General features: G+C 42.0%; 19 protein-coding genes. 8 read left to right on the plus strand and 11 right to left on the minus strand.

The features are described from left to right. Positions 1 to 8 precede the first annotated feature (8 nt). Positions 9 to 968: a thioredoxin-disulfide reductase gene (gene trxB / locus MSG35_RS21425; protein ID WP_050052961.1), complete on the minus strand. Its 960-nt coding sequence runs from the start codon at positions 966 to 968 to the stop codon at positions 9 to 11. A 310-nt stretch (positions 969 to 1,278) separates the two neighbouring features. On the opposite strand from trxB, the gene MSG35_RS21430 reads away from it, so the two are divergent. Then, complete coding sequence (locus MSG35_RS21430; RefSeq protein WP_248384968.1) at positions 1,279 to 1,665, plus strand: DUF6575 domain-containing protein; 387 nt, start codon at positions 1,279 to 1,281, stop codon at positions 1,663 to 1,665. 443 nt (positions 1,666 to 2,108) lie between these two features. Here MSG35_RS21430 and MSG35_RS21435 read toward each other — a convergent pair whose 3' ends face one another. The 4 genes from MSG35_RS21435 to tolC form a co-directional block, all read right to left on the minus strand. Beyond that, positions 2,109 to 2,606 carry a DUF1269 domain-containing protein gene (locus MSG35_RS21435; protein ID WP_248384969.1) on the minus strand — a complete coding sequence of 166 codons (498 nt, stop codon included), beginning with the start codon at positions 2,604 to 2,606 and terminating at the stop codon, positions 2,109 to 2,111. A gap of 9 nt (positions 2,607 to 2,615) precedes the next feature. Further along, positions 2,616 to 2,981 (minus strand): HdeA/HdeB family chaperone, encoded by a 366-nt coding sequence (locus MSG35_RS21440; protein WP_248384970.1) that lies wholly within the window; start codon positions 2,979 to 2,981, stop codon positions 2,616 to 2,618. Between the two features lie 514 nt (positions 2,982 to 3,495). Then, on the minus strand, positions 3,496 to 3,861 hold the full coding sequence (locus MSG35_RS21445; protein ID WP_248384971.1) for a hypothetical protein: 366 nt from the start codon (positions 3,859 to 3,861) through the stop codon (positions 3,496 to 3,498). 90 nt (positions 3,862 to 3,951) lie between these two features. Further along, positions 3,952 to 5,274: an outer membrane channel protein TolC gene (tolC, locus tag MSG35_RS21450; RefSeq protein ID WP_248384972.1), complete on the minus strand. Its 1,323-nt coding sequence runs from the start codon at positions 5,272 to 5,274 to the stop codon at positions 3,952 to 3,954. Between the two features lie 490 nt (positions 5,275 to 5,764). Between tolC and MSG35_RS21455 the strand changes: the two genes are divergently transcribed. Beyond that, on the plus strand, positions 5,765 to 6,169 hold the full coding sequence (locus MSG35_RS21455) for a glycine zipper family protein (RefSeq protein ID WP_248384973.1): 405 nt from the start codon (positions 5,765 to 5,767) through the stop codon (positions 6,167 to 6,169). 89 nt (positions 6,170 to 6,258) lie between these two features. Here MSG35_RS21455 and MSG35_RS21460 read toward each other — a convergent pair whose 3' ends face one another. From MSG35_RS21460 to MSG35_RS21480, 5 genes are all read right to left on the minus strand, one after another. Beyond that, complete coding sequence (locus MSG35_RS21460) at positions 6,259 to 7,920, minus strand: winged helix-turn-helix domain-containing protein (RefSeq protein WP_145568973.1); 1,662 nt, start codon at positions 7,918 to 7,920, stop codon at positions 6,259 to 6,261. A 294-nt stretch (positions 7,921 to 8,214) separates the two neighbouring features. Next, positions 8,215 to 9,072, minus strand: a complete 858-nt coding sequence (gene pdxY, locus MSG35_RS21465) for a pyridoxal kinase PdxY (protein ID WP_248384974.1) — start codon at positions 9,070 to 9,072, stop codon at positions 8,215 to 8,217. A 28-nt stretch (positions 9,073 to 9,100) separates the two neighbouring features. Continuing rightward, positions 9,101 to 10,111, minus strand: coding sequence for a phospholipase A (locus tag MSG35_RS21470; RefSeq protein ID WP_248384975.1), 1,011 nt, complete (start codon positions 10,109 to 10,111; stop codon positions 9,101 to 9,103). Between the two features lie 398 nt (positions 10,112 to 10,509). Continuing rightward, positions 10,510 to 12,339, minus strand: a complete 1,830-nt coding sequence (locus tag MSG35_RS21475; protein WP_248384976.1) for an FUSC family protein — start codon at positions 12,337 to 12,339, stop codon at positions 10,510 to 10,512. Beyond that, positions 12,336 to 13,187, minus strand: a complete 852-nt coding sequence (locus MSG35_RS21480) for an HlyD family secretion protein (protein ID WP_102280523.1) — start codon at positions 13,185 to 13,187, stop codon at positions 12,336 to 12,338. The genes MSG35_RS21475 and MSG35_RS21480 overlap by 4 nt, the downstream gene beginning before the upstream one ends. Positions 13,188 to 13,936: 749 nt before the next feature. Here MSG35_RS21480 and MSG35_RS21485 point away from each other — a divergent pair. From MSG35_RS21485 to MSG35_RS21500, 4 genes are all read left to right on the plus strand, one after another. Then, positions 13,937 to 15,322: a glutamate decarboxylase gene (locus MSG35_RS21485; RefSeq protein ID WP_017110925.1), complete on the plus strand. Its 1,386-nt coding sequence runs from the start codon at positions 13,937 to 13,939 to the stop codon at positions 15,320 to 15,322. An 89-nt stretch (positions 15,323 to 15,411) separates the two neighbouring features. Continuing rightward, positions 15,412 to 17,304, plus strand: a complete 1,893-nt coding sequence (gene aspT, locus MSG35_RS21490; RefSeq protein WP_248384977.1) for an aspartate-alanine antiporter — start codon at positions 15,412 to 15,414, stop codon at positions 17,302 to 17,304. A gap of 910 nt (positions 17,305 to 18,214) precedes the next feature. After that, on the plus strand, positions 18,215 to 18,871 hold the full coding sequence (locus MSG35_RS21495) for a 2OG-Fe dioxygenase family protein (protein ID WP_048607150.1): 657 nt from the start codon (positions 18,215 to 18,217) through the stop codon (positions 18,869 to 18,871). Then, positions 18,855 to 20,090, plus strand: a complete 1,236-nt coding sequence (locus tag MSG35_RS21500; protein ID WP_248384978.1) for a cysteine desulfurase-like protein — start codon at positions 18,855 to 18,857, stop codon at positions 20,088 to 20,090. The genes MSG35_RS21495 and MSG35_RS21500 overlap by 17 nt, the downstream gene beginning before the upstream one ends. A gap of 196 nt (positions 20,091 to 20,286) precedes the next feature. Here MSG35_RS21500 and MSG35_RS21505 read toward each other — a convergent pair whose 3' ends face one another. After that, the gene (locus tag MSG35_RS21505; protein ID WP_048669269.1) at positions 20,287 to 20,958 is read right to left on the minus strand and encodes a type 1 glutamine amidotransferase domain-containing protein; all 672 of its coding nucleotides are present in this window, start codon (positions 20,956 to 20,958) and stop codon (positions 20,287 to 20,289) included. A gap of 213 nt (positions 20,959 to 21,171) precedes the next feature. On the opposite strand from MSG35_RS21505, the gene MSG35_RS21510 reads away from it, so the two are divergent. Together MSG35_RS21510 and MSG35_RS21515 are read left to right on the plus strand one after the other, a co-directional pair. Beyond that, entirely contained in the window at positions 21,172 to 22,056 is an 885-nt protein-coding gene (locus MSG35_RS21510) for a LysR family transcriptional regulator (protein ID WP_248384979.1), read from the plus strand. A gap of 349 nt (positions 22,057 to 22,405) precedes the next feature. Further along, a complete protein-coding gene (locus tag MSG35_RS21515) occupies positions 22,406 to 23,656 on the plus strand; it encodes a sensor domain-containing diguanylate cyclase (RefSeq protein WP_248384980.1) in 1,251 nt (416 codons plus the stop codon). The last annotated feature ends 45 nt before the right edge of the window (positions 23,657 to 23,701 follow it).

The raw sequence follows: 23,701 nt of genomic DNA on the forward strand, positions 1-23,701 counted from the left end.
TCTCAGATTTACTTATCGTTAAGGCCATCTAGGAAGCGTTCAGCATCCAGTGCAGCCATACAACCTGTACCAGCAGAAGTAATTGCTTGGCGGTAGTTGTGGTCCATTACATCACCTGCAGCGAACACACCTGGGATGCTTGTCTGTGTCGCGTTACCTTCAAGACCTGACTGAACGATGATGTAATCATCTTTCATGTCGACTTGGCCTTTAAAGATTTCAGTGTTTGGTTGGTGACCGATAGCAATGAATGCGCCCATTACTTCGATGTCTTCTGTCTTATCAGACTGAGTATCTTTAATACGAACGCCAGTTACGCCCATGTCGTCGCCTAGAACTTCGTCTAGTGTGCGGTCAGTGTGAAGAACAATGTTGCCGTTCTCGACTTTGTCCATTAAACGCTTCACTAGAATCTTTTCAGCGCGGAACGTGTCACGGCGGTGAACTAGGTGAACTTCAGACGCGATGTTAGATAGGTAAAGTGCTTCTTCAACAGCGGTGTTACCACCACCCACAACCGCTACTTTCTGGTTGCGATAGAAGAAACCATCACATGTAGCACAAGCAGAAACGCCACGGCCTTTGAATGCTTCTTCAGACTCTAAACCTAAGTACTTAGCCGATGCGCCCGTTGAGATGATCAACGCATCACACGTGTACTCGCCAGAATCGCCTTTAAGACGGAAAGGGCGGTTTGAAAGGTCTACTTCGTTAATGTGGTCGAACAGGATCTCTGTTTCAAAGCGCTCTGCGTGCTCTTTCATGCGATCCATCAGTGCTGGACCCGTTAAACCTTCAGCATCTCCCGGCCAGTTTTCCACTTCTGTTGTGGTTGTAAGCTGACCACCTTGCTGCATCCCCGTAACAAGTACTGGGTTTAGGTTTGCACGAGCAGCGTAAACTGCAGCTGTATAGCCAGCAGGGCCAGAACCAAGAATCAATAAATTACAGTGCTTTACGTCGCTCATGAGGACTCCGAAATTGAAATTGTTTTTATTTATAATCGCTTAGGATTGTATGGAAAATATGGAGGCAATAAAAGGTTAAACAAGGGCTGAAGTGTAATTAATCGTTATACGTTAGAACTTAATGGAGACAAACGTTTTCGTGACTTAAAGATCGGCGAAATCAACGCCTTCTTCAAGGATTGTTGCTGCCGTCTTTTCGATTTCTAACGGCCATGTCAAAATACGCCAAAAACTGTATATAAAAACAGTATTTGGTTATAAGATTGCACGCACGTTTGATAGGCAACGTTAAAAAGATGAGGAACGAGCGATGAACTTACTCCCAACAGGCACACAGCTAGGTAAATTGGAACTACTGGAAGTGTATCAAGACGCTTTAGGGCCGAAGTGCTTCACGGTTAAGAATGAAAACACCCAAAGGTTTATGGTGTATTGGAGTGGGGATTATGACAACGACCAGTGCATTAAGTGGGCTTACATTCCGGTAACCAAGCCTTTGCTAGCCAGCTTGTTAAATAAAGATGTGAGTTTTCACGATGCGTTCCACCGTTCAGACAAGCTGTACTTAGCGACTATCTATACAAACGAAGTAGGGAAGCCCGCGAAAGTCGAACTGCTAAACACAACGAACAAGCATTTAGTAAACCTACCGCCCGTTGATTTTGACATCGACCTTGAAGAAGCCTGTATGTTTTAGTGGGTGCAGGCGAGTTGCGGGTTCTGAAGCTTGCTTTTTGACATAAATGAGTTTTGGAAAGTTGAATGCTAGCGACTTATGAATAAATATAGATATGGAAAGTCGATTCATTTGGTATTTAAGGTTTATGTGGTAGAACAGATACAAAATGCCCGAAGTTTCAAGAGACTATTTTATTATTAACAGCAACGAAAATTATCACCGCATATCAGGACGACCAATCAGGTAAATACGGAGACATCGATTACAAGAATCTAATGCAAGCTTTTGAATGGAAAGTAAATTAGTGGTCGTTCCACAGCCCATGATGTTACCTTTAGTAATCAAAAACTATTCGGGCCTTCGTATATTAAAAGAACCTTTATCTACTTGCTATTCAGTTGAATACTCACACCTAGTTGCTGTGTGAGTATTCAAAAAAATAAGCTAAAGTAATGTATTAATTAAATTGAACTGCCAGGGTGATCTTCAATAAATACTTGAGCATCGAGCAATTGCTGTTCAGTACCATCAAGCATGACTAGGTACTTATCTGTTTTTATTGCAGCTTCATATTTAATGATGCTGTCTTTTGGAATTCCAACACTCGCTAAGGCACCGCCCAATGCTGAGAACCCACCAGTGATGACTGCCCCTTCCACCGCCCCTGCTAACGTAGCAACAAATGGACCTGCAGCAAGTACAGCACCAACACCCGGCAACCAGAAAAGGCCAGAACCGATAAGCGCTCCCCAGATACCGCCCCATAAACCGCCGGTTTTACCCCAAGATTTGACTCGGTCACCAATGTTGTAGAAGCCCGTAGCATGCTCTTCCGTTTCATAGCCTTTGCCGATAATCGACATTTTATCAATAGGGAACCCCTGCTTTGCTAACTGAGTGACTAAATGCTCTGCGTCAGCATGAGTATGTGCGATAGCGATTGTTTTATTTGAGCTCATTATTTAGTCCTACAGTGCTTTTTCAATTTTTTTTGCGTTTGTTTTTGCGGTTTGTTGTTCAATAACTTCTACCGCTAAAGTCGTTGGTTCTTGTTCACAAACTTCCACAATCTGAGTGATATCGATAGTGTCAAAATCTTCAACTTTATGAGTATCAATACTTTGTGTTTCTGCATCCCAACCCATTAAATAGTTAACGCTGATAGGGATAATTTCTTGGTCTAGTTCCAAAAAATCGGCACAAGTAATAGTTGACTCAACCTGTATTTCTGCTGTTGTGGATGCTGTATCTAAAATGTCATCATTTGCTGCTTGAGCAAATGTAGAAAATGTTACAAGCGTTACAATAGAAAGGTTAAGTAGTTTATTTGTCATGTTGTTTCTCTCATTGAGTAGGTGTGAGACAAATACTAATGAAACATCTACACATTGTTATAAATCAAGGGTAATCAAAAACTAATTATTAAATTTGACCTTTATAACAAGTGGTTAGAGTTAATTCGCTTTGCTCTTTTATCATTAGTTTATCTACTTTTTATCACCGTTTTATAGCCAACTATATAGTGCGTTATCTATTTATAAAGACTGATTACTAAGTCTTAATGAATTTGCCAAAACTCAATTTCTGATGGGCTACGCGAGACAGTTTTTATCACTAAAACAATAAACATAGCTATGCAGAATCTCTATATAGGAAGAGGATTCTCTAGTGCTTAGTAAACGATGCAACTACAGATAGCACGACAACGAACTCATGCCATAACATAAATAACAGACGTAAAAAGAGCCGCATAAAACTCTCGAAAGAAAGTTTCAAACAGCTCTTTTTCGTAATGTGGATTGGACGTAAGTAAATTTAATTTTGTCGCAATGATGTTTTTGGTTTGGATTAACGAATCTTGGCAAGCAAAGCTTGTCTATTACTATTCAGAGCATGAACCACCTGACTTATCTTGGTTGCTATGGCTTGTTTAACTGCCTTTTTATCATCATATTTCTGTAGTTTATTTTGGAGTCCAAGAAATGCATCTTCTAGTCCCTTGTCCAAATCACAATCAGTGCTGTTTAGATAAAAGGTTTGGCTTGGCAGGAACGCAGAGACTTGAATCTCGTAATCTTGGAATACAATATTGAACTTAGCTTCATACTCAACGTGCAAAGCGCCTTCGGTTAACTGCATTAAAGTTGATAACTGTTCATTAATCATTGATTGCGTTTGTGGCGTGATAACTACATTTCGAGTTAAATTTTTCATTTTGTTTGCCTATTCAATGGGACTTGCACCATAGTAATTTGTATTGCTCCCAAGCTTTGGGAGCACATGGATAGCATTCTGAGAGCGCAATTAATGGATTCGAGTTAATCCAGCGTCCACATCAAAAATGTCTTGTTCACTTAGTGAACCAGTAGTCTGTTTCAGCTGAACTCTTGATAAAATATATTGATAACGAGCATCCGATAGGTTCTTTTGTGCTTGATAAACGTTTTGCGTACTATCCAAAACATCTACCATGGTTCGTGTTCCCACCATAAAGCCTTGCTCTGTCGCCTCTAACGCTGACTTTGCGGACACCAATGATTGTTCATAAGCCTTTATCGACCCAATCGCTGAGCGAATGTTGTTATTGATTGCTCTAATATTCTTCTCTACGTCGCGATAAGTACTTTCTAGGTCTTGGCTCGCAGCAACATATTGATATTGCGCTTGTTTACTTTCTGAAGTCACTCGTCCACCGGAATACACTGGCAGATCTATCGATATTCCTATATTGAATAAGTTCTCATCGTCATCTTGCGTATAACCTGTTACTGGGTTGTTCGGTTCATCAAAATTCTTTGTGTATTCATAACCAGTGGTCAATGAAATTGTCGGTAAATGACCAGAGTCAGCGAGTGAGATTTGCTCTTTAGCAATATCTTTTTGAATACGCCCCGCTAGAATTTGTAAATTCTCACTGCTTGCCTTTTGAACAAGAGCATTTACAGAAAGTTCAGGCATCGAAGTCGAGAATCGTTTGATATCAAGAATAGAAAGGTTTGAAGCAGGCTGTCCGGTAATCGCTCGTACTTCTTCCAAAGCGTTTTCTACCGAGTTTTGAGCCTGGATTTCTTGCGCTACAACATTGTCATATTGCGCTTGTGCATCCTGAACATCAGTAATGGGAGCACTGCCCACTTCAAAGCGTTGTTCAGTTTGATTTAGCTGTTTAGCTAAAGCCTCCTTCTCTGATTGCACAAAAAGAAGATTATCTTTAGCAGATAAAACATCAAAGTAAGCTTCTGTTATATTGTAAATAACAGATTGCTGAGTAACCGCATAACGAGCATCTGCCTCGCGTGCCGTTTTTTCAGAAATATTGAGAGATACCCAACTGCTGCGATCGTATATCGACTGAACTAATCCAAGATTAACGTTCCCAGTGCTACCGTCAGCCTCATGACGATCAGTATCTTGATAGACATACCCTGCTGTTAGGTCAATCTGTGGTAACAAGTTACTTCTTGTTGAGTTGATCGCCTCAAATGCGCTCTCTCGCTGGGCGGCCGCTTCAAGTAACTCAGGATCGTGTTGTTTGGCTAAACCATAGATTTCACTCAGTGAATCAGCATTTACCGCGCCACTCACCGCCAACAAGATCAGAGGAGTAATTTTTATCTTATTTTTCATTTTGATACCGTATTAAATATGAAGTTTTCTTATTAGGAAGTAGCGAAAGCGGTTGGGGCCATCAGATCACGAAGCTTTTCTAACGTATCGCCCTCCTCATTACGCAAGGATTCGGATTGATTGGCCGCGACAACATAGTATGAAAGGCTATTAAATGTATCTGAATGGTAGAGCTTGGTTCGAGTTGGCATATTCTCTCCTAGATAGGGTGTGGTTAACGTGGTGAGAATATTAAGGTACTAAGCAAGCTTTGTTATCATCAATTAATTACACTATGCTATTTTTTATATAATCCATTTAAAACAACAATTTAGAATTAATTTTTATTGGGTTTTTATCTGATTTTTATCTGATTTTTATCCTGAAATTAATAATAATCTGATGGTGGCTTTGCAGTAGAAGATTATTAGATATGGTTTATACGGCCTTTATTTATTCAGATTTGTCATCCGTTATGATCATCTTAATTAATCAACTAACGGATAAGAAAATGAAAAAACTACTTTTACTATCACTAATGGCAATTGCGGTTGCCCCGCAAGCTTTCTCTCAAAACTTAATCATCGACACCAAAGGTTTAGATCAGGAAAAATACAGTGCTGATATGTATCAATGTGAACAATTGAGTGGCCAGGTGCAGTTGCAACAAACACAGAGCACAGGCAGAACGACAATTAGGCATGTTGGCAGAGGAGCGGCTCTAGGTGCTGGCGCAGCTGCAATCGGCGGTGGCTCAGGTTCAACAGGCGCAGAGATAGGCGCGGGCATTGGACTGGTGACGGGGTTTTTAGGCGGTTCAGCGCAAAAAGAACAAGCTTCTATGCAATATTCAGGAGAAAAAGACAAAGTGATGAGAAACTGTATGACTGAACGTGGTTATACCATCCTTAACTAAGGTAAAGCGAACACAAGGTGAATGAACTCAAACACAAAAGGCACGGTAACCTCAGTTACCGTGCCTTTTGTGTATCTGGTTGCTAGTTTCTAACGAGAGCTCAGTTCTATTTTGGTCTTTATATCCGATAAATCACTGTTGAAAAATAAGACTTCAGATAGATCGAGTACTAAAGTGGTCGAAGCCTCTAATACCGCATAGTAATAAAGCTCTTCTGCTGCATCTCGATTACCCGTTAACTCTGCTTTTTTAGCACTTAGAATATAAAAAAGAACCGAACGACGATTTGGAGGTATCGCATTAAGTAACGAATTTGCTGCTACAGTATCATCCTGTGATAAAGCCATCATTACCATAGCCTCTATTACTCTTGGAGTATTACGTCCTTCTTCGGAGAATGACGAAAATTTCCTTAGTGCTCTTTCATTTTGCTCTGCAATTAACGTTGTATTATCTTGCTTGGGATTCAAATACATATAAGAAAGGTTATAAATATAACCCGAAGCCACAATGTAAGGATTTTCTGGTGCGTAAATCTCAGCTTGTTTTATCAGGTCAAGAGCTTCTAGCTCTGAAGTACCATGGTAGGTAGCCGAGTAGGCGGTCAAGATTGAGTTTAATGCGACGCTATCATCAGGTAATTCATTAACTAGTTTCGCTATCTGTTGTTTATCGATATCAAGATTGAATGAATCCAGTAAATCATCCAACGACGATTTTATAGATCTTTTCAATGCTTGATTAGATACATCATATTTGCGGTCTAAATGCTTATGTTTCGATATACGATTGAAATACTCTATCTCTAACCGTTCTTTATTTTGATTTGTACTGCTTTTAAAGTGAATCTCATTTGCCGCCAACTTGGCAGCGGGACCATCATAGATAATCCGAAAATCTTGATATGTTTTTAAAAAGTCTAATAACGTTTTGATGACACCGACTTTCAAATCATCTTTTCTTACATCATCATCAATAATCACATGAATGTATCTAGGCTCAAGAGATAAATAACTTGGTGTTTCAACGATATCTTTTGTCGCTACATGTGTGCTTGGGGCTTGGTTCTGATTAATAAAAAACCAAGAGACTATCACGGCAAAGAGCACAGCAACGGTAATCAGCAAAGGTGCTTTTTTTACGTTAGTTGATTTGGGCTCTTTTGTCTGTGCCTTTGGTGGCTGTACTGGCGGATGACTAGGTTTAGTAGGCTCGACTAACTGTGTTGAGGTCTGCGCCTGCTCTTCAGCAACCGGGTCTTCATTGAAAGCTTCAGGTTGTTCCACCTCTTTGGTCTCTGCGATAACAGACTCTGCAGATTCTGTTTCAGGTTGCACTTCGCCTTCATTTGAATAGTCCGATGTTTCAGTTTCTAGCGATTCACTTCTAAAAACACTATCAATCAATACTTTCGGAGCTTCGATTGTCCGATCAACAGTAGCGTCTAATTTATAACCTCGTTTGGGCACCGTAACAATATATCCATGAGGGTGATTCCCATGCTGTTTGAGAATTTTACGAAGCTCAAAAATAGCTTGCGTGATAACTTGATCAGAAAGAATCGAACCATTCCACACTTCGTCAATCAGCTCGTCTCTTGAAAAGACAGTATCTGGGTATTCACAAAGGAAATGAAATAGTTTGGAAAGTCTATTATCAATAACAATGGTCTCTCCATCGAGGATAAACTTATCCTCGTAGGGAACAAACAACCATTCGTCGAACTTATACTGCACTTTTTGATTCTTCATAAATTCTGTCGAGACTCTTTATAACTTATTGTATTTAGTTAAAAACTATAGGATAGAATTGTACAAAAAACAAAAAAACCTCGATAATTTTCATTATTGAGGTTCTTTAGAATCAATAGCTTATTTTGCGCTTAAATACGCTTCGTCGTAGCCTTCTAACGTCTTCACTGACAATTGGTAGTGTTAGCCTCTTTTCATTGAAGTGTGGTAGCGATAGCGCCCAATTTGTCTCGCGTTTCATTAGCAATATCCGCAATTGATTTACGTACTCACCGCCACTGGATTTTTAGAGTGTTAACCTACTTTTTGTACAGGATAATCGTAAGTAGGCTGGACAAATTCATTTTGCGCTTTAATGGTTTGCAACTCCCATTCCCCGCGATCTTGAGTCATTTTTAATACCCCAAACGCTGCGTTGTGTGCATGCCTAAAAGCATCGACTGCCGATAAACCTTTTGATAGGCCTGCAGAAAACAAGCCCGTGATCAAATCACCAACGCCTACCGGTTGTTTGGCAAACTCTAGTTTAGGGCGCTGAGCTAAGTAAGTGCCTTCCGCTGTTGCTAACATCATCGAGAAATTTTCATCTGACAAGCTATGCAAGTGTTTCACTAACACCACTTTCGGACCTTTACTCAAGGCCAATGCGCACGCCTTCACTGCATCATCAAGTGATTCAATTTTCATCCCAGTAAATTGAGTCAGTTCAAATTGATTAGGAACAATCACATCAGCGATCGGCATCAGGTTGTTGACCAGTTTATCGGTGACTTCATCAGGTACTATACACCCTTTTTCAGGGTCACCCATTACAGGGTCGCATACATACAAAGCTTGTGAGTTACGGGTTTTAAGGGTGTTCACCGCCGTTACAACAGAATCGCATTGAGCTGCACTTCCTTGATAGCCTGAGACTAAGGCAAAACACTGATCAAGCTGCCCGATATTGTTTAATCCCGAAATCAACTGGTCAATGTCTGAGGCGTCAAACGCTCGCCCCGTCCAACCTTGCTGATATTGAGTATGATTAGAATACTGAACGGTATGAATTGGCAAAACCTCAACGCCCATTCTTTGCATTGGAAAAACGGCGGAGCTGTTACCTGCATGACCAAAAACAACGTGTGATTGAATTGATATAATATTTGTCATCGAAAGCTTCTCTTTTAAATTCAGTTTATTAGATAATATCAGTCAACAAGATGCCGACACCAATACGTTGGTTGTGATAGTCATAATCAATCAAGCTTTCACCGTAACCATTAAAATACTGCACGTACCCACGCACGTGTTCTAAGAGTGGGAAGCTGACGCCCGCTTCAAGACCGCCGTAGCCTGTTCTGAAGTTGTAGTGACCTACGCCAGTGAACTCTAATACGTCATATTTATACGCTGTCGTCAGTTCATAGTGACCAAGGTAGTCCTCGATATCGGTGTTATCACTGTCCATTCCGCCCAGGTTATACCAAGGTTCAACGTACATCATAAAATTATCTTCCTCGTAACCCACACCCGCATAAATTCGGTTCCAGCTTCGGCTTAACTCATCAGTACGACCGTTTGATTCGTGCTCATAACCAACTCGAGAGAACCATAAGCCATCCCCAGCTTCGATAGGTAATTTTGTTTCGTAAAACACTTCTGGGCGATAGTTCGTATCTCGAAAGGGCGCAGAGATATCAGACGAGTACGCCTGCCAAAATGATTTTAATGTAAAACCAAAGTACAACTCGTCACTTTCATTGAAGATATCATCCGTAATCAAAGGCACTTTAAAGCTTATCTGGAATTTGATTTCTTCATCGCTCAAACCATCGGCTGCATCGCCGAATACCTCAGAGTTGTATGGGTTTTTATTGACCGCTTTCATATGAGTGATCGGTAGTAGGTAGTTCTGACGATAAGGCGTAATAACAAAAGGGTTCTCTGCCGTTTCTTTTTCTAGTTCATGTCGCGTTGTGGTTTTGGCACGTCCAGCTGTTTTTTCTTGCTCACATTGAGCTTTAATTTGTTCTAGGCTGTCTTGCTCAACATCCATATGGATTTGACGTAATACACAATTATCAAACGTTTGTTCAGAGTCGGTTCGGGTATCATCAGCCATAACCGGTGACGCAGCTAAAGAAAGAAGTAGTAGTAAAGCTTTAGACTGCGGAGAAGGCTGATTAATACGGTTTATGTAAGTGTTCATTGTTCGCTACCTTTCATATCGTTAAGTAAGTTTCGATATGAATAATGCGCGATACTGTCAGCGAATAAATAAAGTAAATTTCATTTTCTCGTAACCTTTAAATCATTGATGATTTTCTCTTCGCTATACAAAAATAAAACCTATCAAAAATATAAAATATACATTTAAGTAAATAAAATCAGTGGTTTATGATGGTCTCCATGTTGGGTCGAACCGTTTGGCCGAAAAAATAAAATGGAGATAAAACAGTCATGGCAAGTTAGTTTATCCCTGCATGTGACTCTTTATAAAACGAACAGCGTTGTCGAACTAACGTCGATGACAAGTATAGTTACATTGTGAGCTACTACTATCCTATATAGAGATTGGCGAACCAATCTCTATATAGATCGCCACGGTTAAGGTTTGCTATTGCATAATTTCATTAGCGCAAACCAATTGTAATTTAACTGTGCTTGATCACTAACCCTGCTACTCACAAGCTTCTGCAACGCTTGGTTTTTCAGGAGTTGCTCTTTACCACTGTCCAAAGAAGAAAGGAGCACGTCGCGCTCCACGCTATCAAGCATTTCGTTTGCTAGCACACGAACAATGGACTTGGTGTAGAGCAACCGAAATACCGTATCATCTTCATTCTCACCTAATACGTGAGGATAAAATGATAAAAATAGATTGTTCAAATTCAATTGGTTAAGGGCACTCTTATGCTTGTATTTAACCTTACGCACCAGTTGCGCCACACGACGTTTAACAATATCTACTGCCGTTCTAGAAGGTATTAACTGGTAAGAAAGCCAAAGCACAATTAATCCCACCATATTCGCCACTAATGTATTTAAGAAATGAGCAAAATCAAAAGTAGGTATACTGGTTGTCGGTACAAGATTACTCCAAGAGAACAACGAGACCATCATGATGATTTTTAATAGCGATTTACTTTGGTTAAACCAATACGCCATGATGTAAATCCCCACAAATCCCACCGTATAGACAATGATTGGTGAGCCTATGGGCATGACAATAAAGTTGACTAAGAAGGCAAATCCTCCGGCCAAAAACTGGGCATAAATGTTTGGACTAAATGCTTTTTCTGCACCAGGGTTTGCCGCAAAGACCGATACCACCATACCAGCCATGATCATTGCACCCATTCCATCTTGCCACTGCAGTTCAATCCACATAAATGACAATAGAAAAAGGGCTAGTGCTGCCCTGAACATATTGATTAGCACCAAATAACCATCGGTAAAATCGCTAATTTTATCTACAAATTGTGTCTCACTAGTTTTTACTAGGCCGTTTTGCTGCGAAAAGTTGTTAAGTTGGGCAGCAAAATGCTTAACTTGAAAATGAAAAAGTGAGAAAAAGTCACTTTCTGTCAGTGACCACTCTTGTGCAAAACTTGTTTCAAGTATGAAGTCATTCTCTTGTAATGCTTGCCATGCATCTTGGGTCATACCTGCAGAATCACCCATGTTACGCAGTTCAATACCCATTATGGCAATGTTGATACAATCGTAAAAACTTGTACGACTTGATATTTTTGCAGCCATATCGTTTTGGCTGCCAAAGATTTCATCATCCACTGCCAGCCATTTTCGGCCAATCATCGTCAAAAAAATTCGGATTGATTTAGTAACAGAGGACGCATCCGATTGAAAAAGTGTCTTGATAAAATGAATTGTCTGCTTTTTGACAAACGTTAGCTCACGCTTATCATCCGGATACGGAATCATGAGACTCGCTACCATAGACATCACTATTCCAAACGAGATACCGACACATCGTAGTTGGACGTGGTCGAAGAGGTTTGCCATATTCGGGTCCGCTGCCACTGGAAATCCAACCAATGATAACGTTACGCCCACAATGGCAAACATGTACGAAACTCGGTGATGAAAATAAGAAGCGATGCCAAGGCTAACTACAATGCCCAAAATAATGAAGCTATTAAAAAGCCATGCATCAATCAAAGTCACACTTGCGATGAGCAGCACATAAGCGCCCCCCATAAAAGTGCCTGCAAGACGCGCCATGGCTTTTCGGATGCTAGCTCCCCGAGTACCTGTGATTTGAATAATGGCTGTCGTCATCATTGCCGTTCCAGTGGAGTCGGAATCAAACAGCTGTGACAAAACCCAAGTCAACACTACGGCAACAGCAAAACGAAAACCAAAAATGGCAGAGTCAGGATCGAGCCACTGCCGTGCCCAATTAAGTAACATCATTGAATCGTAACCGAGACAGTGGTGCCCGCAATCAGTCTCTCATTTACGATGACTTCATGTGGAATGCTAATACGAACAGGCACACGTTGCGCTAAACGCACCCAAGGGACGGTGGGATCTACATTTGATACCAAGCCAGAGCTATCGGCACTTTGGTCGGTGATAGCACGTCCAATTCCGTCCACTGTACCTTCAAAGGTGTCCCCAGAAGAGTAAGGTGTGATGGTTGCAATCGCCCCTTCTTTAATTTCTTTGATTTTGTTTTCGGTAAAATAAGCTTGAATGTAATAAGTGTTGCTTTCCACCAATGCTACAAAGGTTTCGCCAGTATTAATAAAGTTACCTTGGCGTTGTTGAAGGTTAGTGACATAACCATCTTGCGGTGCAACCACTTGGGTACGACTCAAGTCTAACTGCGCTTTAGCTAGGTCTAGTTTTGCCTTCTTATACTCAGCTCTATTGGCATCAACTTGCAACTTTTCTGACATTACCTGCTCAGGTGAAATCAATCGTGCAGACAATAATTTCGAGTCACGACGATACACATTCTTCGCTTGATTGAGCTCAGATTCTGCTTTTAGCATCGAGAACGTGGCATCAGAGACGTTATTATTATAATCCGTATCATCAATGGTAAATAGCAAGTCACCTGCATGGACAAACTGATTGTCTGTCACCGCGATGCGAGTAATTTCTCCAGATACCTTCGGCGAGATTTGCGCAATCTCCACGTGTATTTTTGCATCACGAGTCCACAAAGAATCTGTGTATGCCACCCAAGAGGTATAACAAGTCAAGCCGGCACCAATAACAAGAGCTGTGGGCAATAATACTTTAAATACATTCATTTTATTTTACCTGTAATAATAAAAACTGCCCAGCAACAATGATTACTAGGCATAGTTCACATAAAGAAGGGTTCATGATTTTATTCTTTCTTAGTACATTGCCAAGAAAGTACTTAACTAACATTAGAGCAAACAAGCTAACAATAACAAGTATCATAAAACTCGGTATATAAACGTTGCCAAATAATAGTTGGTCTTTCATTTTAACACCCATTAATAATGGTTTTGATATTGAGCGGACAAACGTAATTAATACGTGTTACTGATATTTAATATTAGACAACTCTGCTGACCACTCTCGATAAGTTGCCAAGAAGTATATCTATTCGGAAAGATTAAATAATTACACTTACATCATTAATTCATAATTTTAACATGCGAAAAAATATTAAACTGTTGATTTGTATGTATTATATTTTCTTGATGTTAATTTTTAAGAGCTTCTTTAACTTTAGTAGGCAAAGGAGGAATCTGTATTTTGGGTTCTGGCGTAAATTTTGAAATAGTATCTCCATGACTATTTCCCTAAAAATTGAAAAATTGTCACTTCAAAGAAATAACTCAAGTAATTATTTCTTTATCATTTTTATTCCATTATGTTTTTCCTGATTCTTTAATTATGACTCTTTTATTTTTAATTGATGGTTTTATATTCTGATTCGGTAATAATTCATCTCGTCCCAACCAAGACTGGTTTTAAACAGTAAACAAACCTGTCCTTGATTATTAATTATGTAACGGAGAAAAACATGCTAAACAACAAACAAAACAACCAAGCTGCTGATGACGTATTTGCGGATCAATTACTTGATAGCACTATTAACAATCACGTTTTTCCAAGTGATGAATCAAATCCAGACGCTGCTTATCAATTGGTTTCTGATGAATTAATCCTAGATGGAAACTCTCGTCAGAACCTAGCGACTTTTTGTCAAACCTGGGTGGATGGCAATATCCATAAGATCATGGATGAGTGCATCGACAAAAACATGATTGATAAAGACGAGTACCCACAAACCGCAGAAATTGAAGACCGTTGTGTTCGTATGCTAGCTGACCTTTGGAACTCACCCGATGCAGAAAACACGATGGGCTGTTCAACAACAGGTTCAAGTGAAGCTGCAATGTTAGGTGGCATGGCTATGAAATGGCGCTGGCGTGAAAAGCGTCGCAAAGAAGGTAAATCAACAGATAAACCAAACCTGATTTGTGGTCCTGTTCAAGTGTGCTGGCATAAATTTGCAAAATACTGGGATGTTGAGCTTCGTGAAATCCCTATGGAAGGTGACCGCCTTCTGATGACACCTGAAGAAGTTCTAGCTCTTGCTGATGAAAATACCATTGGTGTGGTACCGACACTGGGCGTGACATTCACTTGTCAGTACGAACCTGTAAAAGCGATTGCAGATGCCCTAGACAAACTAGAAGCAGAAACAGGTCTTGATATCCCGATGCATGTCGATGGCGCAAGTGGCGCATTCATCGCACCATTCTGTGACCCAGAGCTTGAGTGGGATTTCCGTATTCCGCGAGTGAAATCTATCAATGCATCTGGCCATAAATACGGTCTAGCTCCTCTTGGTGTGGGCTGGGTTGTTTTCCGTGAAGCAAGTGACCTTCCGGAAGATTTGATTTTCCGCGTGAACTATCTTGGCGGCGATATGCCAACGTTTGCTCTCAACTTCTCTCGTCCTGGCGGACAGATCGTAGCTCAGTACTACAACTTCCTACGCCTAGGTAAAGAAGGCTACAAACGCATCCACGATGCTTGTTACCACTCAGCACAATATCTATCGGACGAAGTCGCGAAATTAGGGTTATTTGACATTATTTATGATGGTCGTGGCGGTATCCCTGCAATGAGCTTTAGCTTGAAAAACGACGTTGATGCAGGCTTTAACCTGTTTGACTTAAGTGATGCAATTCGTGCTCGCGGCTGGCAGATCGCAGCATACTCAATGCCTTCTAACCGTGAAGACTTGGTCATCATGCGTGTGCTTATTCGCCACGGTGTGAGTCGTGACATGGTTGATCTATTGGTTCAAGACCTTAAGCGTACGATTGAAAAGTTCAACAAGTTTCCTGTTGTGAACTCTGTTGATGAAGACAGCGCAAGCTCATTCAACCACGGTTAATCCGAACGCAATTTGGGGCTATTCACTTAGCCCCAGTCATCACTTAATTAATAACAAACTAAATTACCATCAACATCTTTGAGGTTTTCATGACATTCTTATCCAAACTGTGCCCGACAAAATTTGTCAGACATGTATTTCTAAGCTTGCTTGCCATATTCATGCTCGCTGGCACCATTAATATTGATGCGACGCAAGCGACGCCTTCTTTCAATCTCATTAATTCGGCGCAAGCACAAGAACAAGCATCTACGCAAAAAACAGATACCACTGCTGTAAAACCCGCTGTGAAAGCATCTGTAAAAGCAGAACCAATGTGGATTGTGAAAGTATTCCGAGAGCACCAAGCGCTGGCTATTTTCCTGACTCTCGCAGTGGGTTACTGGATAGGAGCTATCAAATTTGGTCACTTTAGCCTTGGCGCAGTAACAGGTACTTTGATTGCCGGCGTATTAATTGGTCAGCTTGATATTTCGATATCATCGCAAGTTAAATCAATTTTCTTCACGCTCTTTTTGTTTGCTGTCGGCTATGGCGTTGGTCCACAGTTTGTTCGAGGTGTTGCAAAAAATGGTGCTCCACAAGCTATCTTTGCCGTGGTTATTTCACTTCTGTGCTTTGCTGTAACTTATGCTGGCGCAAAAATGGCCGGTTACGATGTAGGTCTGGCCGCTGGTCTTTGGGCTGGCGCACAAACGATTTCAGCTTCAATTGGTCTTGCAACCGATGCGATTAACTCATCTGGCGCTGCCAATACTCAAGAGTTACTCGATCAAATTCCGGTGGCTTACGCAATTTGTTACCTGTTCGGTACTATTGGTACTGGTATGATTCTAGCGTACGTGGGGCCAAAACTGTTGGGCGTTGATCTAGAAGAAGCCTGCAAAGATTACGAACAAAAAATGTCAGAAGGCACACCTGAAGAAGGTATTGCACGAGTTTGGCATCGCACAGAGTCTCGTACTTATGAAGTTCAAGACAACATCAACAACAAAACGGTAGCTGACTTTGAAGCTCAGCACCAAGAAGAACGTTTGTTCATAGAGAAAATTAAACGCAATGGTCAGATGATTGAGTTTGATGCAACCAGCCCACTGATGGCAAAAGATGTGATTGCATTAACCGGTCACACAGACGCATTGGTTCATGCTCAGCAATATTTGACAGAAGTCGTTGATGATGAGCTAGATAATCTGCCTCTTGAAACGGTCGATATTGTTGTCACCAACAAAAAATTTGCTAACCGCACTTTGGTTGAACTAGCAAAAGAAGATTACACTCGTGGTGTTTACCTAAACAAAATTACTCGTGGCGCGGCGAGTCAAGAAATCCCGATGCTTGCTCAAACGGATATTCATCGTGGCGATGTACTGTCAGTGACTGGTACCACTCTTCATACCGAGCGTATGGAAAAAGCGGTAGGTCACGTTGATAGAACAACAACAGAAACAGATATGGTATGGGTTGGTTTATTCATCGTTATCTTTGGTCTGCTTGGCGCATTGGTGGTTAATGTTGACGGCGCACCTGTGACCTTGTCAGTATCTGGTGGTGTGTTAATCGGTGGTCTGATATTAGGTTGGTTGCGCTCAGTACACCCAACGTTTGCTCGTCTGCCACAGCCGACACAATGGTTCATGAACTCTGTCGGCCTAAACATCTTCATTGCTATTGTCGGTATTTCTGCTGGTCCTGGCTTTGTTGCAGGCCTTAAAAACGCTGGCGCAGGTCTGTTCGTAATTGGTGCTGCAGCAACAGCAATCCCAATGCTACTGGCACCATTGATTGGTAAATACATTTTTAAGTTCCATCCAGCACTGAACCTAGGTATTTGTGGTGGCGCTCGTACCAGTACAGCTTCGGTTGCAATGGTTGGAGAAAAAGCGAAAAGTAATATCCCAATGCTTGGCTACACCGTTCCTTACGCTGTATCAAACACACTACTGACACTTATCGGTATGTTCATGGTGCTGTTCTACTAACCTAGAATGCACTCATAAACAAAGCCTCTTGCTACTCGCATGAGGCTTTTTTGTTCATCCAGCTAGATTGTAAGCAATCAAGTTCGGGGGCAAAATATCACTGGTCGTGTCATTAATTATTGCAATCGAACAGGATTTATCGTGACCAAACCAACGATAAGGACTGATATCCATTTGAGGCATGAATCCATACGTTCTTGACACTTCCCTAAGTAACTACTGTGATCCTACTTGTTTAAATACGTTGCTTGTATAGGCAAAACGAACTTATTCAACCAACTGTCAGAGAAAGGGGGTACCTAGCGCTAGCACGCTTCAGGTCATCAAGACTCTAGATAAAAGCTTATTACGAGAAAGAACAGTGAAGCCGCTATCTTAAAGGAAGCAAATTGATTTGAGGGCGGCCGAGTTCCCCCCGAACTCGACCTGTTCCAGACGCGCAAGCAAAGGCGTTTGGTTTCTGGCGTACTCATAAATTAACCAATTTCAGTTTGTTGTGTAAATAATCAATAGCTTGGCAATTGATAGGTAGGTCGTATTTCGTTGTGCAAAAGCATAGAAATGAATGATGGCGAGAGTGAGGGCTGAACTCATGCAAGGAGGCTGGCGTATTGAAGCGAAAGGGCTGACACAATATGAAACATCACTTGCTAGTTAATAATATCGTTAAATTTAAATTTGTAGGGATTTATAACTAGCTAGTGGAGTGTGCTAGTTTTAAGAGTTGGTCATCTTTTATTCTGGTGTTATACACTGCTTTTGAATTTCAGGTTAGATTTAGCGTCTGAATTATTAAATTTGACGGGATAAATGATTGTTTAATGTTGATTTGGCAAGATCTTCAAGTATCCTTTATGTAAACAAAACGTTAAATGTCGAAAGTTAATTAACAATCATTAAGGAGTCGATGATGTTACATGCTCACGAAAATACCCTACATATTACCCACCTCAGTAACCACGCGGTTAAGGAGTTGTCACCATCATTCTCTAAGCTACCAAGCACAGAGCATGCGGATGGCCAGTTCCGATTGAGAAGGTACTCAGTGGTTGAATTCAGTAATGGACAAGTCGTTGAGCTAGACAAACATAACTTTGTTCAGTCTGAAGACATTAATCACTTTCAAGGTGACGTTGTTCGTCAATTCGAGCCGATTGAAGCACAAATCCTAAGCAGCGAAGGCATGCAAGAGATGTGTGAACTGTTTATTGAAACCAACGGGCTTGAAGACGGACAAGAAATCGAAATCCATCAGATCCGCATCGCTGCTATTTTTGAAGAGACACAGGTTGCACCAGAAGGTGTTCACCAAGATGGTTTTGACCACATCGCGATCATTGGTGTTACTCGCCACAACATCGTTGGTGGTGAAGTGATGCTGTATCAAGATAGCCACGAGGCACCATTCTTTAGAAAAGTGTTAGGCGATGGTGAAGTGGCAATGCTTGCAGATAGTAAGCTCTGGCACAATGCACAACCGATTCGTACCATAGACCACGGCGAGATGGGCTACATGGATGTGTTTGTTCTAACGGCTAAGGATGCGCGTAATGTCCTTCACTCTTAATGATGTGCGCCAACAGTTTAGCGCGTTAGGCCAATATCATAATGGCAAGCCAGTCACTTTCTTTGATGGGCCGGGTGGCTCTCAGGTGCCTGAGAATGTTTTAGCTTCAATGACCGAATACCTAGGGCATTTCAATTCAAACCTAGGCGGCCACTATTTTTCTAGCCAAAAGACCACAAGCTTAATGCAGCAAGCGCGAGAAGCGGCGCAAGCACTGCTTAATGCGGAGTCTTCTGGCAACGTTGTGTTCGGCGCGAACATGACATCGTTGACCTTCCAACTGAGCCGAGCGATCAGCCGAGATTGGAAAGAGGGCGATGAAGTTATCGTCACGGCGTTAGATCATTATTCGAATGTATCGAGCTGGCAGCAAGCGGCAGACGACAAAGGCGCGATTGTTCGCCAAGTTCGTGTAGACGAATCAGATTGCAGTTTGGATATGGCGCATTTTGAGTCTTTGCTGAACGAGAAAACCAAGCTTGTCGCGGTGACGTTTGCTTCGAACACGACAGGCTCTATTGTCGATATGGCGAAAGTTATCGATCTTGCACATCAGCATGGTGCTCAGGTTTATGTCGATGCCGTGCATTACGCACCGCATCATTTGATCGATGTTCAGCAACTGAATTGTGATTTCTTAGCGTGTTCAGCTTATAAGTTCTTCGGCCCGCATATGGGCATTGCTTATGTAGCACCTCAATGGCTACACACGTTAAAGCCTTACAAGGTAGAGCCTGCAACCAATATCGGCCCAGGTCGTTTTGAAACCGGTACGCAAAGCTTTGAAGGCCTTGCCGGTGTGATTGCAGCGGTCGATTACTTGGCGCAGTTTGGTGAGCCAACCGACTCATTGCGTTCTCGTTTAGAGCAAAGCTACGCGCTGTATAATAAGCACGAGAGCCAACTGAGTGAGTACTTCCTTAAACGCTTGTCTGATCTTGAAGGGGTAAAACTCTATGGTAAGACGGAGTTTGATTCGAACCTAAGAACGCCAACCTTTGCTGTTACCTTTGAAAACCATTCTCCAGAGTTCATCGCCAAGAAGTTGGGTGAGCATAATATCTGTGTGTGGAATGGTCACTTCTATGCATTAGGGTTGGTGAAGCAGTTGGGTATTGAAGAGCAGGGCGTGGTGCGTATTGGTTGTATGCATTACAACTCGATTGAAGAGATCGACTTGTTGTTCAATGTGCTTGAAGGGATCTTGCGAAGTAACTAGCGAGAAGCCATTAGCAAGAAGCTATTAGCATGAAGTAATTAATAAGAAGTCACTGGCCTTTGCTGTTTGTGCCTTTAGATCGAAAAAAGAGCATGCTTCTCTCAAGAGTATTGAGTAGGAAGCATGCTCTTTTTCGTTTCACAGCGCTTATTACTTATTTACGTAACGCCAGTGATTCGATTAAGACCGCTTTTAATCAAGACAGCTGCTCAACAATAGCTACACCCACTGCGTGTGCGCTGGTTGGGTTCTGACCTGTAATGACTCGCTCATCAACAATCACAAGCTCTTGCCAAGGTTGAACCTTGTTGAAACGTGCTGCGCTACGAGCAAGCGACTCTTCCAGTAGGAATGGAATGTCGTTGATCGTACCAAAGTCGATCTCTTCTTCACGTGTAAAGCCAGTCACCGATTTAGAGCTTAGTAGCTTCTCGCCGTTGCTCAGAACAATCGGAAGCAGCGCCGCAGGGCCGTGACATACTGCCGCGACAATACCACCATCTTCATAATGCTTTGCTGCGATGCTAGCGAACTGTTCATTGGTTGCTAAATCTGAAAGCAAACCGAATCCACCTGGGTAGAAGATAGCATCGTAGCTTTCAGTATTGATTTGGCTTACTGGAATCGTATTGTTGATGCGGTTCTGGAAGTCATCATCCGCCAAGATATCAGCGTTAACCACATCTCCTTCAATATCCGTTCCGTAGAGTGGGGCTTTGCCACCATTGATAGAAGCGATGTCGTATTCGAATCCAGCAGCCATGATCTCTTTCAGAGCGTGGGTTAGTTCTGGAGCGTAAGTACCGTTCGCTTGGTCTGTATCGCCAAGTGTTGCGTGGTTAGTTACTGGAATTAGTATTTTTTTCATGATTCATCCCTTTGAGCTGCTGTTTTTTTATTTAGAAACGATGCCTGTAATTAGATGCTGACGCTTTTCGTTAAGCGCTAGGTATCGTGTTGTTACTTAGCTATCGCCGTCTTGTTGTATCTAATACTAGTTCCAAACCAATTAGGTGATAATATACTAAACAGGCAAAACATTGTTGCTATATAGCAAAGATAAGATACGGGTAGATTAAGTATGGACAGCTTTGAAGGTATTAATGAGTTTGTTGCGGTAGCCGAGTGTCACGGCTTTTCTGCAGCAGCAAAACAGTTGGGTTGCAGTACTAGCCATGTCAGTCGCCAAGTTTCAAGGTTGGAAGAGCGGGTGGGTGTGGCTTTACTGGCTCGATCCACTCGTATGGTGAGCCTAACTGAATCGGGTCACACCTATTATCAACAGTGCAAAGACTTAGTAATAGGGCTTCAGCAAGCGAACGAACAAGTGACTTCTCAGCAGACTCAACTTAGCGGTACTTTACGTGTCAGTGCGGCGGGTGCGTTTGCTGAAAATCATGTTGCGACAGCGCTGATGGAATTTGCCAAAGATCACCCCGATCTGACTATCGAAATGAACTTCAATACTAAGATGGTGAACTTCATCGAAGATGGTATCGACTTCGCGATTCGTTATGGTCGATTAGACGATTCAGGGCTGGTGGCAAGAAAGTTGGTCGATCGTCCAATGGCGGCTGCAGCCAGTAAAGACTATATAGAGCAATTTGGTTCGCCTACTCATCCAGAGCAGTTGAAAATGCACAGCTGCATTATCGCCAACAGTGATCAGTGGCTATTTGAGAAAGAGGGCAAACCGCTAAATGCAGTGCGAGTGCACGGGCGATGGCGTAGTAACAATTCGAGTGCAGTACTGAAAGCATGTGAAGAGGGGCTTGGTGTTGTCTACCTCCCCAAAAGTAGTTTCAATGGCGGTCTGACTAATGGAAAGCTTGTCCCGGTGCTTGAAGAGTATTGGGGAGCAGGAACCAGCAGTTGGGTCGTATATCAAAATCGTCGTTTTTTACCCCAGAGAGCACGGTTAGCGATCGATTTCTTAGTCGCTTACTTTTCGGATTGGAATGAGTAACCGACGAGGTTTAAGCGAACAGCCAGCAAGATAGAAGTGAATGATTAACGGAATTGAAAAGAGTCGTAATTATCGCTAGCTACCTACTTTAAGGTCGAAAACAGAAAAGCTAATACTTACATAGATATACGTTATCTTTTTTTGTTTTTTGACGCGCGTAATAGGAATGAGAGACTTGTCTACTTTTGATAACTGGTGTTAGCGATTGAATTGTAGAGAAGCCCGCAACAGTACGATATACTAGATACCATATTAATGTCCCTAACGCGTGATAGATTCTGTGGAAGCGTTGGCAGGATGTGTTGTTATGCTCCAGTTTATGAAGTGTAGCTAGAGTGCGGAGTTGGCAATGTCTTCAATAAATTTCGAATCCACGTACGGTGTAATAACTATTCAAGATATGAATGTAGTTAGTGTTGACGCTAACTATGCTCGCATCTATGGATACCCATCGCCCGAAGAACTACTTTCTAATATCGATAGCTTTCTAGATCTAATCTCAGAAGATTATCATGTTCTCGCCTATCAAAATTACCTTGAAACGGTCAGTGGTCAACGCGACCCTCAGGTTCACACCTATACCAATGTTGATCGTAATGGCAGAGAGTTCACCGTGTTTTCTATCGACCATGTGACGGAGTGGCAGGGAAGACCTGCACTGCAAGTCACGGTGATCGATCTTTCCCCTGCGATTCAGCTGCAAAATGCGGTGCGTGAGCAAGATAAGATGTATCACGACATGATCATGCAATCTGGGCAGGGCATCTTGGTTCACCGAGATTTCAAGCCGCTGATGGTTAATCAATCTTGGGTTAACATGCAAGGCGCGGCTTCCATCGAGCAAGTATTAGAGCTGGACTCGATTCTTGAATTGGTACCAAAACAGAATACCGATGGCATCAGCAAGCATTATCAGGCGATCGTGTCGGGTGAGTTGTCTGGCACGAGTACCGTGGTTGAAAATATCGGCTTTGACGGCGTTCATCGGTTTTTCAATATTTACGACAATGCGATTACTTGGAAAGGTCAGCCAGCCGTTCAGGTTGTACTCGAAGATGTGACGCAAAAGGTGATGCTGGAAAAGCAGTTGGTTCACCAAGCGAACTTCGATGAAATGACCGACTTACTTAACCGCAGAGCGATTTATGAGTGGCTGAGAGAGCACATGTCCTCTAACAACTACCTTGTGTGTATGCTGCTAGATATCGATGATTTTAAGTCGATTAATGACACTTACGGTCATATGGTCGGTGATGAGGTCATTTGTGCTTTGGCTAATATTACCAAGCGCAGTGCCGAGAAAGCCGGCGGGGTCACAGGCCGTTGGGGTGGCGAAGAGTTCATTATATTTATCCCAAATACGTCTCTTGAAACAGCACACAAAGTGTCAGAAGAGATTCGCCAACAGTTCAATCAAGTTGAATTCAGAATTGATGAACAGTTACGATTTAATTCGAGTGTCAGTATCGGAATCAGTGATAGCCAAGCCTGTGAAGACGGTGTCACGATTGATGCACTCGTGAATTTAACCGATCAATCTCTCTATCGCGCGAAAGCCAACGGCAAGAATTGTGTAGACGGAGATGTGGTTGCGCTCTAACGCCTAAAATCGTCACCGAAAGCGAATAGAATCGACAACGAAAAA

The sequence above is a fragment of the Vibrio sp. 1CM23M genome (assembly GCF_023161755.1).
Lineage (GTDB): Bacteria > Pseudomonadota > Gammaproteobacteria > Enterobacterales > Vibrionaceae > Vibrio > Vibrio coralliirubri.

Coding starts and splice junctions, on each gene's coding strand:
- trxB (WP_050052961.1), bottom strand. CDS start 968: ATGAGCGACGTAAAGCACTGTAATTTATTGATTCTTGGTTCTGGCCCT.
- MSG35_RS21430 (WP_248384968.1), top strand. CDS start 1,279: ATGAACTTACTCCCAACAGGCACACAGCTAGGTAAATTGGAACTACTG.
- MSG35_RS21435 (WP_248384969.1), bottom strand. CDS start 2,606: ATGAGCTCAAATAAAACAATCGCTATCGCACATACTCATGCTGACGCA.
- MSG35_RS21440 (WP_248384970.1), bottom strand. CDS start 2,981: ATGACAAATAAACTACTTAACCTTTCTATTGTAACGCTTGTAACATTT.
- MSG35_RS21445 (WP_248384971.1), bottom strand. CDS start 3,861: ATGAAAAATTTAACTCGAAATGTAGTTATCACGCCACAAACGCAATCA.
- tolC (WP_248384972.1), bottom strand. CDS start 5,274: ATGAAAAATAAGATAAAAATTACTCCTCTGATCTTGTTGGCGGTGAGT.
- MSG35_RS21455 (WP_248384973.1), top strand. CDS start 5,765: ATGAAAAAACTACTTTTACTATCACTAATGGCAATTGCGGTTGCCCCG.
- MSG35_RS21460 (WP_145568973.1), bottom strand. CDS start 7,920: ATGAAGAATCAAAAAGTGCAGTATAAGTTCGACGAATGGTTGTTTGTT.
- pdxY (WP_248384974.1), bottom strand. CDS start 9,072: ATGACAAATATTATATCAATTCAATCACACGTTGTTTTTGGTCATGCA.
- MSG35_RS21470 (WP_248384975.1), bottom strand. CDS start 10,111: ATGAACACTTACATAAACCGTATTAATCAGCCTTCTCCGCAGTCTAAA.
- MSG35_RS21475 (WP_248384976.1), bottom strand. CDS start 12,339: ATGATGTTACTTAATTGGGCACGGCAGTGGCTCGATCCTGACTCTGCC.
- MSG35_RS21480 (WP_102280523.1), bottom strand. CDS start 13,187: ATGAATGTATTTAAAGTATTATTGCCCACAGCTCTTGTTATTGGTGCC.
- MSG35_RS21485 (WP_017110925.1), top strand. CDS start 13,937: ATGCTAAACAACAAACAAAACAACCAAGCTGCTGATGACGTATTTGCG.
- aspT (WP_248384977.1), top strand. CDS start 15,412: ATGACATTCTTATCCAAACTGTGCCCGACAAAATTTGTCAGACATGTA.
- MSG35_RS21495 (WP_048607150.1), top strand. CDS start 18,215: ATGTTACATGCTCACGAAAATACCCTACATATTACCCACCTCAGTAAC.
- MSG35_RS21500 (WP_248384978.1), top strand. CDS start 18,855: ATGTCCTTCACTCTTAATGATGTGCGCCAACAGTTTAGCGCGTTAGGC.
- MSG35_RS21505 (WP_048669269.1), bottom strand. CDS start 20,958: ATGAAAAAAATACTAATTCCAGTAACTAACCACGCAACACTTGGCGAT.
- MSG35_RS21510 (WP_248384979.1), top strand. CDS start 21,172: ATGGACAGCTTTGAAGGTATTAATGAGTTTGTTGCGGTAGCCGAGTGT.
- MSG35_RS21515 (WP_248384980.1), top strand. CDS start 22,406: ATGTCTTCAATAAATTTCGAATCCACGTACGGTGTAATAACTATTCAA.